Genomic DNA, 12,325 nt, shown 5'->3' with positions numbered 1-12,325 from the left:
TAACTATAGTCAGGAACAAGTTAAGGTCAACGCAAAACCTAACGTTTTGCTTTCCAGAATTTAAGCGCTTGTCGCTACCATAAAGCACTGAAAATACAGGATTAAAGGCGAATAAAACCATGTCCAAAAGTGACAAATCAGGCAAAACAGGCTCTTAGACTTCACTCCAGTGCCGTGCCGGTGAGTTGAATGCTTCGGCGGTCAAAATATCAATGTGTTTGCATAGGGCTTCGAGGCGTTTTGAGTTTCTGAACAACTGGACGCTGAGCTGGCGCAGGACCTGGTCTTCCTTAGCACCGGAAACCGCATCGAGCACTTGTAGTGCATTTACGAAATCGGCTGCCGAATCGGGACCAAGTGATCTCACCTGTTTCAGACTGCCCCAGTTGCTGAGCAGCTCCATTACCCGTGGGACATGCTTCCATGCGGGTTGCAGCGTAGCTGCGTTGCATCTATTCCCATATGTCACAGCAGTTCAAAACCGCAACCGGGCGAAATCACCCTCGCCCATCACGGCGTGCTGTTTCTCGATGAGCTGCCGGAATTTGATCGCAAGGTACTGGAAGTTCTGCGCGAGCCGCTGGAATCGGGATGGATCGTGATTTCCCGGGCGAAGGAACGGGTGCGTTTTCCCGCAAGGTTCCAACTGGTGGCCGCAATGAATCCATGCCCCTGTGGATATCTTGGCGAGCCAACTGGACGCTGTTCATGCACACCCGACATGGTGCAGCGCTACCGCAACAAGCTGTCAGGCCCGCTGCTCGACCGGATCGATCTGCACCTGACAGTGGCGCGCGAGGCGACGGCGTTGAACCCGGCAGTGAAACCGGGAGACGACAGCGCCAGCGCGGCGGCACTGGTCGCCGACGCCCGAGAGCGCCAGCAGAAACGCCAGGGCTGCGCCAACGCCTTTCTCGATTTGCCGGGATTGAAGAAGCACTGCAAGTTATCCACAGCCGATGAAACATGGCTCGAGTCGGCATGCGAGCGCCTGACCCTGTCGCTACGCTCGGCCCACCGTTTGCTCAAGGTTGCGCGAACGCTGGCGGACCTGGAGCAACTTGACATGATCACTCGTGAACATTTGGCCGAGGCATTGCAGTATCGGCCGGCAACCCAATGAAGGATGACGCAACGCGCCACTCTCCAAGCGGAGTAAGCCTGCGCAAATAAAAATTTCGCGCACTGATAGTGCGCAGACGTTATGTGATATAACGGCAACATTCTGTATAAAATTTGCGTTTTTAATTAAGCATCGACGTTTCACACAGCATATATGGAGGCGGTACTCATCATGGATAAGATTTATTTTGCTCAACGGGCGCAGCAGTTCAATAACTAAACATCCGCATGAGTGCAGTCGCCAATATCAGTCCATCCGCCGTCCGCTTGGCTTGATTTATTTCCTCTATAAAACTTTAAAAGTAATCACTCACTATGAAAGATGTTTTTTTGATCAGCAACGTTGCGCAAGGTGGCAAAACATATCTTGAGTATTTATTGCCTGCGCTAAACTCACTGCGGAACACGTATAACTGCATTGTTCTTCAAACAGACAAAACCGGCCTGAGCAGAGAAGAGACTGAAGATTTCCTCAACCACCCTGTGCAACAAGTGGACGTGGAATACATTTCAAACTTGCAATCGCAAGTTGTACTTTCCAATGACGGCTGGATTGGCCGTGTACTTGACGATTCAAACTTCGGCATCTTCATCAGCCATGGCAACGTCGGGATGCCGACCCAAGACAAATACTACTATTCAGAACTGACTTCCTACTGGGACGCGATTATTTGCTCTTCGCAGTCGGGATTTGACTTGCTTAAAACAGGGCTGCAACTTTACAGACACGACAGGAAAGCCCTGAAGACCCTGATAACCGACGGAATTGCACTGCGCTCGGATCTTCGCCCGATCAGTGTAGTGCCAACGTTGCCGCTGAAAATCCCGCAGTTCTTCGAATCCGCTCGCCCTGCAGATAAAACCTCTGAGCAATATGTTGTCGGACTCTTGCCTACTCAACTTGGTATTTGCCCAAGTGGCGCGTCGCTGTATGAAAACCTGCAAACCGTCATTAACTCGATCAAAGACACTATTCCCCACGCAACATTCATATTGCGTCCGTATATGGCTGATCTCGCACACCCCAGTGTGAAAGACTTGTGCCAGCAACTTTCTCAACACGACTGGATCTCCATCGACGAGAAGGGAACAAGCAGTTCGGCTTTTTACCAGTTGTGCGACACCATCGTTACCGATGCATCAACGGGTGGTGTTTCGTTCATGCTCAATACCGGCAAATTACCGATTTACTACGTGCCGCTCACTGCAGAACAAAACCCTACAGTCGACGCCTGGCGCGAGCAGATGGAAAACTTGCTGCCGATCGCCAAGAACAGCAATGACCTCAAAGACATTGCGTTGGGTTTCAGCATGCTGTCGGCCGAGCACAGTCACTACATTTACAAGAAGTTCTACGAAGCACAGTACAGCCAATTGCCCCGCTCTCAGGATGTGTTCAAAGACCTGATCGAGCACCGCCACGAGTCGAGATTCAGCCTGCTCAGACTCGACTCTTTTGGACGGGCAATGGGCGAGTAAAACTACCCTTGGAGCAGGCTGAGCTCATTAAATGGTTCAGCCTGCCGTTACAGTCACACCAAACAAAAATCAGACCGATATGAAACGCGATCTTGGCGCACAGGTAATCTGGATTACAGGCCTCTCAGGTGCCGGCAAATCAACGCTGGCCGGCGAGCTCGTGGCCAGACTGCGCAGCAACGGCCAATCGGTTGTGCTGCTGGACGGCGATGAATTGCGCGAAGTGTTCGGCGCAACCGCAGCCAACTCGCAAAATCATGGCCGTGAAGGTCGGCTGGCGCTGGCGATGCAATACGCCCACCTGTGCCGAATGATTGCCGCACAAGGGCACACCGTCGTGATCGCGACGATTTCACTGTTTCATGAAGTTCATAGGTGGAACCGCGCCCATCAGCCGGGGTATTTCGAGGTGTACCTGAAAGTCCCGGTGGAGGAGCTGAGTCGCCGCGATCCCAAGGGTATCTACCGTCGTTACCACGCGGGTGAATTGCACAATGTCGCCGGACTCGATCTGGCCATTGATGAACCACAAGCAGCGGACTGGGTAGCCGAGTTCAATCCGCTGCGTTCCGGCCAACATCTGGCCGATGATTTATTCAATAAAATTTATACAAGGAATCTGCTATGAAAACGGAATGGGACTACACCACGCTGGCTGATGCTTACCTGAAACGTCCGGACTACGCCGACGCGGCCATCGACGCGATGCTGTCGATCGCCGGTGCCGAAAAAGGCGACGCGTTCTGTGACGTCGGCGCGGGTGTTGCGCACCTGACGCTGATGCTGGCTGCGCGTGAGCTGGATGTCACCGCGGTGGAACCCAACGATGCAATGCGCGCCAACGGCATCAAGCGCACCGCTGCGCTGGGTAACGTCAAATGGCACGAAGGCACTGGCGAAGTCACCGGCCAAGCCGCGCAAGCCTTCGACATGGTCACCTTCGGCAGCTCCTTCAACGTCTGCGACCGCCAGCAGGCGCTCAAGGAAACCGCGCGTATTCTCAAGCCGCGTGGCTGGTTCGCCTGCATGTGGAACCACCGCAACCTTGAAGACCCGATTCAAGCGCGCATCGAAGCCATCATCAAAGAACGCGTGCCAGGTTATGGCTACGGCACCCGTCGCGAAGATCAGACCGCAGTGATCGATGCCAGCGAGCTGTTCGGCGCAGTGGTTCATCTGGATGCGCGAGTGATTCACCAACAAACCATCGCCGAATGCCTGGAAGCCTGGCGCTCGCACGCCACCCTGGAGCGTCAGGCCGGTGCGAACTTCCATGAAGTGATCAGCGCCATCGACGACTACCTGCAAAGTCTGCAGACGCCGTCGATCCAGATTCCGTACTCGACGAACATTTGGGTCGCGCAGCTGAGATAAGCCTGATGGCCCTGCACTTCTCAACCAAGGCCGGCACGCTGTCGCGCCTGCAAGGGCGACTCGCGTCGGCGCGCATTGCGCCGCTGCTGGCGTTCAGCGTGGCCGACTGGCAAGCGGATCGGCCAGCCTGTATTCGGGACATCCAGGGTCGGCTGTCTGCCGCCCCGTGGATCGTGCGCTCCAGTTGCGCGCGCGAGGACAGCGCCGATGCCTCGTTCGCTGGCGCCTTCCTGTCGCTCGCGAATGTCGATGACCCCGGTCTGACCGACGCGATCGAACAGGTCATCGCCAGTTACGGCGATGTGCATCTGGCCGACGAGATACTGATACAGCCGATGCTGGCCAACGTGCTGCGTTCCGGTGTCGCGTTTTCTCACGACCCCAACACCTGCGCGCCGTACCGGGTGGTGAATTGGTCAGAAGGTACTGACACTGCGTCGGTGACCGGCGGCATGGGTGGGCGACTCTGGCAGCAGGCAGCGCACAGCCCAGTGGCGCCGCCCGCATCGCTCGCCCCGGTGGTGGCCTTGCTTGAAGAATTGCTCGGCCTGTTCGGCGACCAGCCTGTCGACTGCGAGTTTGCGGTAACCGGCGAAGCCACAGGCGAGGTTCTCTGGTTGCTCCAGGCTCGACCACTGATTTTGCCTGCGCGTCCGGAATCGGATGCTGCGCAGGCTGCGCGGCTGCAGAGTATCCAGCGCAAAGTGGCGCGCGGCATGCGCCCGCATCCGTTCCTGATCGGCCAGCGAACAGTCTATGGCGTGATGCCCGACTGGAACCCGGCCGAGATCATCGGCATTCGTCCCAAACCGCTGGCGCTTTCGCTGTATCGGGATCTGGTGACGGATTCGATCTGGGCGTATCAGCGTCACAACTATGGCTACCGAAACCTGCGCAGCTTTCCGCTGATGCCGCACTTTTTCGGCCTGCCCTACATTGATGTGCGGCTGTCGTTCAACTCCTTCATTCCGGCAGACCTCGACGAAGAGCTGGCCGGGCGCCTGGTCGACTACTACATCGAGCGGCTGCTGGCGGAACCGACGCTGCACGACAAGGTGGAGTTCGAGATCGTTTTCTCCTGCTACACCCTGGATTTGTCACAACAGCTGGAACGCCTGGCCAGTGCCGGTTTTCAGGAACATGAACTGGAAGCCATCAGCACCAGTTTGCGTAAATTGACCAACCGCATCGTCCACCCGAAAGACGGTTTGTGGCGCAGCGATGCCAACAAACTCGACGTTCTCAACGCTCGCCGCGAAGAATTGCTGGCCTCCGACGCTGACCCGCTGGAGCGCATCTACTGGCTGCTGGAGGACGCGAAACGCTACGGCACCCTGCCCTTCGCCGGCCTGGCCCGCGCGGGTTTTGTCGCGGTGCAGATGCTCAGGTCGCTGGTGGCCGTCGGCGTGTTTTCGCAGGCTGACTACGATGCGTTCATGGCCGGTGTTTCTACCGTCAGCGGTCAGTTGGCGCGTGATCGGGCGATGCTCGACAAGGCGACGTTCCTGTCGCGCTACGGGCATTTGCGTCCGGGCACCTACGACATTCTGTCGCCGCGTTACGATGAAGCGCCGGAACTGTACTTTGACTGGAATCAACGTCCGTCTGCCCCGGAGCCTGTTCAGCCGTTTTCGCTGACGCTGCCGCAGATGCGCGAGATCGTGAAGCAGCTCGAAGCCCATGGCTTGCAGCCGGATCCGGTGGGTTTGCTGGACTTCCTGCAAAACGGCATCGAACTGCGCGAGCTGGCGAAATTCCACTTCACGCGCAACCTGTCCGACGCTCTGGCACTGATTGCGCAAGTCGGTGCCGAGCACGGCATTGGGCGTGAAGACCTGGCCTACTGCGATATCAGCGCCTTCACCGAGCTGCATGTGGCGGCTGCGGATCCCAAAGAGGTGCTGTTGCGCAGCATCGAACAAGGCAAGGCGCGCTACGCCGAAACGCTGAAGTTATCGCTGCCGCCGATGATCACCTGCCCCGAGGATGTGTGGAGCTTCGAGTGGCCGGAAACGGCGCCGAATTTCATCACCCAAAAGCGTGTGACTGCGCCCGTGGTGCAATGCGATGACCGGGAAAGACTCGCCGGAGCAATTGTCTGCATTCCCAATGCCGACCCGGGCTTCGACTGGTTGTTTGCTTACCCGATTGCCGGGCTCATCACGGCGTGGGGCGGGGCCAATTCGCATATGGCGATTCGTGCCGGTGAACTCGGTTTGCCAGCCGTGATCGGTGCAGGTGAAGTGCTCTATCGTCGCTGGTCGACAGCGGACATCCTGCATCTGGATTGCCCGGGGCGCAGGGTGGAGATGATGACGTGAAAGTCGTGGCGATCAGCCAGCGGGTCGACAGCCACCCGGAGCGCGGCGAGATCCGCGATGCGCTGGATCAGCGTATGTGCGCTTTTCTGCTGGCGGCCGGTTTTATTCCAGTGCCGGTGCCCAATGGCCTGGATCATGCCCGCCTTGAGCAGTGGCTGGCGGCGGTTTCGCCCCATGCCATTGTGCTGTCCGGCGGCAATGACATCGGCCAATGCCCGGCCCGCGACCTGACTGAACAGCAACTGCTCGACCATGCCCGCACCCGGCGTCTGCCCGTCCTCGGTATTTGCCGAGGCATGCAAATGCTCGCGCACTGGGCGGGCGGGGAGTTGCAGCCGGTGACCGGCCATGTGCGCACGCGGCACCGGTTGTCCGGCCAGATCAAAGCAGACGTGAACAGCTTTCATAACCTGTGCCTTGCCAGTTGCCCGCCAGAATTTGAAGTGCTGGCGCGCAGCGAAGACGGCGAAATCGAAGCCATCCGCCACTCACGCCTGCCTTGGCAAGGCTGGATGTGGCACCCGGAACGCGAGGCCGATTTTGCCGCGCACGACGTGCAGCGAATCCAGCAGCTTTTTGGCGAATCCGACCTCACTTGATCACTTACGGAACAGACCTGTTGTGAAAGCCATTATTCTCGCTGCCGGCCGTGGCAGTCGCATGAAAAGTCTCACCGATGAACGCCCGAAATGCCTGGTCGAATTGCGCGGCAAACCATTGCTCGAATGGCAGTTGGAGTCACTGCGCGCGGCGGGCATCAGCGAAATCGCTGTGGTCACAGGCTACAAGCGCGAGTTGCTGGCCGACAAAGGTCTGAGCGAATTTCATAACCGACGCTGGGCTGAAACCAACATGGTCGCGTCTCTGGCATGCGCCGAAGCCTGGCTTGCCGGGCAGCCGTGCATCGTGAGTTATTCGGATATTTTCTACAGCCCGACGGCTGTGCAGTCGTTGATGACCAACCAGGCATCGCTGGCCGTGACCTATGACCCGAACTGGTTGGCATTGTGGACACAACGTTTCGGCGATCCATTGCTGGACGCCGAAACGTTCCGTCTGAACAGCGACCAGACGCTGGCGGAAATCGGCAACAAACCGCAAACGGTGGATGAAGTCGAAGGCCAGTACATGGGTCTGCTGCGCTTCACGCCCGAGGGCTGGGCAGAAGTGGTTCGCCTACGCAGCGAATTGACCCCGAGCCAGTGCGACCAGATGCACATGACCAACACCCTGCAACGGGTCATCGATGCCGGTCGAGTGCCGATCGAAGCTGTGCCTTACACGGGAGAATGGGGAGAGGTCGACTCCAGCGAAGACCTCTCTGCCTACCAGTAAGCAGGCGCGCCGCTTCAACGGAAGCGGTCAACCTCGGAGCGCAGATCTGCTGCCAGTTTTTCCAGCTCCTTGGCGGTAATCGCCAGATTGGAAACCACTTCACGCTGCTCGCTGTTGGCCAGGGCAATGCTCTGCAAGTTGCTGCTGAGCAGAGTCGCAGTGCTGCTCTGTTCCTGAGTCGCGGTGGTGATCGCGGCAAACTGCTCACCGGCCGAACGGCTTTGCTCATCGATACGCGCCAGAGCCGAAGCGACGTTGGCGTTGCGCGACAAGCCTTCCTGCATCAGCAAATTGCCTTGTTCCATGGTGCTGATGGCGTTGCCGGTTTCCTGCTGAATGCTCTGGATCATGCCGGAGATTTCATCCGTCGCCTGACGGGTACGCGACGCGAGGTTGCGCACTTCGTCGGCCACCACCGCGAAGCCGCGACCTTGCTCGCCGGCACGCGCCGCTTCAATCGCGGCGTTGAGCGCCAGCAGGTTGGTCTGTTCGGCAATCGAGGTGATCACACCGACGATGCCACCGATTTCCTGCGAGCGCTGGCCGAGGGTGTTGATCACGGTGGCGGTGCTGTTCAGGGCGCCGGCAATCTGCTCCAGCGACGAGGACGCTTCGCCCATCGAGGTGCGACCGATCTGCGTTTGTTGAGCGTTTTCCTGAGCCAGGCGCTGGGTGGCGCCCATGTTGTCGGCGATGTCCAGCGAGGTCGCGGAGAACTCTTCAACGGCGCCAGCCATGCTGGTGATTTCGCCGGACTGCTGCTCCATGCCTTCGTACGCGCCACCGGACAAACCGGACAGCGCCTGGGCACGGCTGTTGACCTCTTCCGAAGAGCGGCGGATGTGCTCGACCATGGTCGACAGCGCCTGGCTCATCTGGTTGAAAGCGCGCGACAGCTGACCGATTTCATCATTGCTCGACACGTTCAGACGCACGCTCAGATCACCGGCGCCCAAGGCTTCGGCCTGACGCACCAGATCGCCCAATGGCTGCAATTTGCTGCGCAGCAACCACACCGCCGAGCCGACCGCGATCAGCATCGCCAGCAGGCTGCCGATGGCCAGTTGAATGCCGACGCTCCAGGTCACGGCGCGAATTTCGCTTTTCGGCATGCTCGCCACCACCGACCACGGCCCGCCATCGAACGGTACGGCAACGCTGTAGAAGTCTTCGGACTTGTCGCTCCAGAACTGGCCTTTACCCGGCGTCTTCGCCACGCCGCTGATCACCGGAATCGCTTGATCCAGCGCCTGCACACCGGCCGGCGGCACCAGCCATTTGTTTTGCTCATCGAGCAACGCCAGCGAACCGGTCTGGCCGATGCGGAAGCGCTTGAGGTTATCGAACTGGGCGTTCTGCGCGTCGGTGTAGTCGAAGCCGACGAACAACACCGCAATCACCTTGCCGCTGCTGTCGCGCACCGGGGTGTATTGGGTCATGTAGGAGCGTTCGAACAGCAAGGCGCGGCCGACGTAGCTCTGGCCCGCCATCAACTTCGCGTACGCCGGGTGAGCGTGATCAAGCAGCGTGCCAATGGCGCGGCTGCCGTCCTGTTTGGTCAGCGAAGTGCTGACTCGCACGAAGTCTTCGCCGCTACGCACGAACAGTGTGGCGACGCCGGCGGTCATCTGCTTGAAGCCGTCGACTTCCTTGAAGTTGTTGTTCAGCACTTCGCTGCCCAGGTGCAGACCCGGAGTCTGGGTGCCGGCCACGTTCACCGGTTCGTCCGGGTGAATGCTCAGCCCCGTGCTGAAGCGCTTCTCGAACAGCCCGCTCAGGCGCTGGGTGCTTTCACGCAGCGTGCCGTGAAAGGTGCTCAGCTGATCGGCCAGCAGGCGTGCCTCGCTGGCCAGGTGTTCTTCACGGGTGGCGAGGTTGGCGGTATCCAGCGAGCGCAGGGCGAACACCGTACTGCCGCTGATGACAATCGCCAGTATCACGGCGAGCGCGAGGCCCAGCTGCGAGGCGATCCGAGCACGAGGTTGAGACATGGACAGCTCCTGGCCGAGCTGCGGATCCTCCTTGATCGCGGCACTTGCTCGGAAAATTCTAATAATGGGGGGTGAAGCGCGAAACCGGCACGTCGGTCCCACCTGCACGTATTCGGCGGAAAACCCGAATACTTGAGTAGATAGCGCGGTTATGGCGAAAGGCCGGCATTGTGCAGGCTCGAACGTTTCAGCTCAAGCGCGTGACATCCGGCAGCGCCATGGCGCGCACTTCGCCTTGCAGGAAGTCGCTGAGGCGGCGCAAACGTTCACCTCCCGGTCGAGTTTTCGGCCACACCAGATAATAATTTTCCCCGCTGGCAACCGCTGTCGGCCACGGCAAACTCAACCTGCCTTGCGCCACATCCTCGGCGACCATCAGCAAATCGCCCATGGAGACGCCGTACCCGCGAGCGGCGGCAATCATGCCCAGTTCCAGGGTATCGAAGACCTGCCCGCCCTTGAGCGAGACCTGATCGGCCAGGCCCATGCGCAGCAGCCAGTTGCGCCAGTCGCGACGATCCGGTGTCGGGTGCAGCAATTCCGCGCTGGCCAGCCGCGCCACGTCCCACGGCTGATCGTTGAGCAGATTCGGCGCGCCAACCGGGATCAGCTCTTCGGGGAACAGATAACTCGCCTCCCAGTCCGGCGGAAAATGGCCGTTGCTCAGCAGCACTGCGCAATCGAACGGCTCATCATTGAAATCCACCGAATCAATGTCCATCCAGGCACTGGTCAGTTGCACCTCATTGCCCGGCTGCAGATGACGGAAGCGGCTCAGGCGCGCCAGCAACCAGCGCATGGTCAGGGTCGAGGGGGCTTTCATGCGCAGGATGTCATCTTCGGCGCGCAGGGTATTACAGGCTCTCTCCAGCGCAGTGAAGCCATCGCGGATACCCGGTAACAGCATGCGCGCCGACTCGGTCAGTTGCAGATTGCGTCCGCTGCGGTGAAACAGCCGACAGGCGAAATGCTCTTCCAGCGTACGAATATGCCGACTGACCGCGCTCTGGGTGATCGACAACTCTTCAGCCGCGCGGGTAAACGAACTGTGCCGCGCTGCCGCTTCAAATGCGCGCAAGGCATACAAGGGAGGCAGGCGACGGGACATGGATCAGGCTCCAATTGCGGGATGTGGCCAACTTAGCAGAATCACGCCTGGATGAGTTTTAATCATGCTACCCATCCTTTTTATCCCTTTGTGCAAAGCCTGTTGAAGGCCGAGAATCGACGGTCTCTTGCCCCCTCGATTAAATGGATGTGATGACCATGCAGCGACCTGTGCGTACCGAACTCTGGGCCATCCTGCGGCTGGCGGGGCCGTTGATTGCCTCGCAGTTGGCGCACATGTTGATGGTGCTGACCGACACCCTGATGATGGCCCGCCTCAGCCCCGAAGCCTTGGCCGGCGGCGGGCTGGGCGCGGCGACTTATTCGTTCGTGTCGATCTTCTGCATCGGCGTGATCGCGGCGGTCGGCACGTTGGTGTCGATCCGCAAAGGTGCCGGCGATATTGTCGGCGCTGCCAAACTGACTCAGGCCGGTCTGTGGCTGGCGTGGCTGATGGCGCTCGGTGCCGGTCTGCTGCTGTGGAACCTGGAACCGGTATTGCTGCTGTTCGGCCAGACCGAAACCAACGTCACTGCCGCCGGGCAATTTCTCATCGCGCTGCCGTTTGCCCTGCCCGGCTACCTGAGCTTCATGGCATTGCGCGGCTTCACCAGCGCCATCGGCCGCGCGACGCCAGTGATGGTTATCAGCCTGGTGGGCACGGTCGCGAATTTTCTGCTGAATTACGCGCTGATCACCGGCATGTTCGGCCTGCCGAAACTCGGCTTGATGGGCATCGGCCTGGTCACGGCGATTGTCGCCAACTGCATGGCACTGGGGCTGGCCTGGCACATTCGTCGGCATCCGGCCTACGACGCTTATCCGTTGCGTCAGGGCTTGTCGCGGCCGAACCGCCAGTACCTCAAAGAGCTGTGGCGTCTGGGTCTGCCGATCGGCGGCACTTATGCGGTGGAAGTCGGCCTGTTCGCTTTCGCGGCGTTGTGCATGGGCACCATGGGCAGCACGCAGCTCGGTGCGCACCAGATTGCGCTGCAAATTGTCTCGGTGGCGTTCATGGTGCCGGCGGGGATGTCGTACGCGATCACCATGCGCATCGGCCAGCATTACGGCGCCGGGCAACTCAATGATGCTCGGATGTCCGGCCGGGTCGGGATCGTATTCGGAGCGGTGGTGATGTTGGCCTTTGCGATGGTGTTCTGGCTGTTGCCGAATCAATTGGTCGGCTTATTCCTGGATCACAACGACCCGGCATTTTCCGAGGTGATTCAACTGGCCGTGAGCCTGTTGGCAGTCGCCGCGTGGTTTGAGCTGTTCGATGGCACGCAGACGATCGCCATGGGCGCCATTCGTGGACTCAAGGATGCCAAGACCACGTTCCTCGTTGGTCTCGGTTGTTACTGGCTGATCGGCGCACCGGCGGCGTGGCTGATGGCCTTCCATCTGCACTGGGGGCCAACGGGCGTCTGGTGGGGGCTGGCGCTGGGGCTGGCGTGTGCGGCGGTGAGTCTGACGCTGGCATTCGAGTGGAAGATGAAGCGGATGATTCGGCGCGAGCCTGCTACGCATCAGTACACAGCTGCCCAGACTGACTGACACCAATGTGGCGAGGGGATTTATCCCCGTTGGGTGGCGAAG

General features: G+C 59.3%; 11 protein-coding genes. 8 read left to right on the top strand and 3 right to left on the bottom strand.

Features of this window, described 5'->3' with window-relative positions:
• Positions 1-154: 154 nt before the first annotated feature.
• Positions 155-403 (bottom strand): hypothetical protein, encoded by a 249-nt coding sequence (locus tag ACOI8A_RS13095; RefSeq protein WP_420651315.1) that lies wholly within the window; start codon positions 401-403, stop codon positions 155-157.
• Between the two features lie 27 nt (positions 404-430).
• Between ACOI8A_RS13095 and ACOI8A_RS13090 the strand changes: the two genes are divergently transcribed.
• From ACOI8A_RS13090 to ACOI8A_RS13060, 7 genes are all read left to right on the top strand, one after another.
• Entirely contained in the window at positions 431-1,123 is a 693-nt protein-coding gene (locus tag ACOI8A_RS13090) for an ATP-binding protein (RefSeq protein ID WP_420651328.1), read from the top strand.
• Positions 1,124-1,452: 329 nt separating this feature from the next.
• Positions 1,453-2,601, top strand: a complete 1,149-nt coding sequence (locus tag ACOI8A_RS13085) for a hypothetical protein (protein ID WP_420649219.1) — start codon at positions 1,453-1,455, stop codon at positions 2,599-2,601.
• A 31-nt stretch (positions 2,602-2,632) separates the two neighbouring features.
• Complete coding sequence (locus ACOI8A_RS13080) at positions 2,633-3,229, top strand: adenylyl-sulfate kinase (RefSeq protein WP_420649220.1); 597 nt, start codon at positions 2,633-2,635, stop codon at positions 3,227-3,229.
• Complete coding sequence (locus ACOI8A_RS13075) at positions 3,226-3,975, top strand: class I SAM-dependent methyltransferase (protein WP_420649221.1); 750 nt, start codon at positions 3,226-3,228, stop codon at positions 3,973-3,975. Before ACOI8A_RS13080 ends, ACOI8A_RS13075 begins: the two co-directional genes overlap by 4 nt.
• A gap of 5 nt (positions 3,976-3,980) precedes the next feature.
• Complete coding sequence (locus ACOI8A_RS13070) at positions 3,981-6,296, top strand: PEP-utilizing enzyme (RefSeq protein WP_420649222.1); 2,316 nt, start codon at positions 3,981-3,983, stop codon at positions 6,294-6,296.
• Positions 6,293-6,895, top strand: coding sequence for a gamma-glutamyl-gamma-aminobutyrate hydrolase family protein (locus ACOI8A_RS13065; protein WP_420649223.1), 603 nt, complete (start codon positions 6,293-6,295; stop codon positions 6,893-6,895). Before ACOI8A_RS13070 ends, ACOI8A_RS13065 begins: the two co-directional genes overlap by 4 nt.
• A gap of 22 nt (positions 6,896-6,917) precedes the next feature.
• A complete protein-coding gene (locus tag ACOI8A_RS13060; protein ID WP_420649224.1) occupies positions 6,918-7,631 on the top strand; it encodes a phosphocholine cytidylyltransferase family protein in 714 nt (237 codons plus the stop codon).
• Positions 7,632-7,645: 14 nt separating this feature from the next.
• Here the strand turns inward: ACOI8A_RS13060 and ACOI8A_RS13055 are convergent, their stop codons facing one another.
• Together ACOI8A_RS13055 and ACOI8A_RS13050 are read right to left on the bottom strand one after the other, a co-directional pair.
• The gene (locus tag ACOI8A_RS13055) at positions 7,646-9,622 is read right to left on the bottom strand and encodes a methyl-accepting chemotaxis protein (protein WP_420649225.1); all 1,977 of its coding nucleotides are present in this window, start codon (positions 9,620-9,622) and stop codon (positions 7,646-7,648) included.
• Positions 9,623-9,809: 187 nt separating this feature from the next.
• Entirely contained in the window at positions 9,810-10,730 is a 921-nt protein-coding gene (locus tag ACOI8A_RS13050; protein WP_420649226.1) for a LysR substrate-binding domain-containing protein, read from the bottom strand.
• Between the two features lie 158 nt (positions 10,731-10,888).
• Here ACOI8A_RS13050 and ACOI8A_RS13045 point away from each other — a divergent pair, with 158 nt between their 5' ends.
• Entirely contained in the window at positions 10,889-12,283 is a 1,395-nt protein-coding gene (locus ACOI8A_RS13045) for a NorM family multidrug efflux MATE transporter (protein ID WP_420649227.1), read from the top strand.
• Positions 12,284-12,325 lie beyond the last annotated feature (42 nt).

The sequence above is a fragment of the Pseudomonas sp. P4795 genome, assembly GCF_048822895.1.
Classification (GTDB): Bacteria; Pseudomonadota; Gammaproteobacteria; order Pseudomonadales; family Pseudomonadaceae; genus Aquipseudomonas.
Note: the sequence above shows the minus strand (reverse complement) of the source record. Positions and strands in the feature narration are given on the sequence as shown.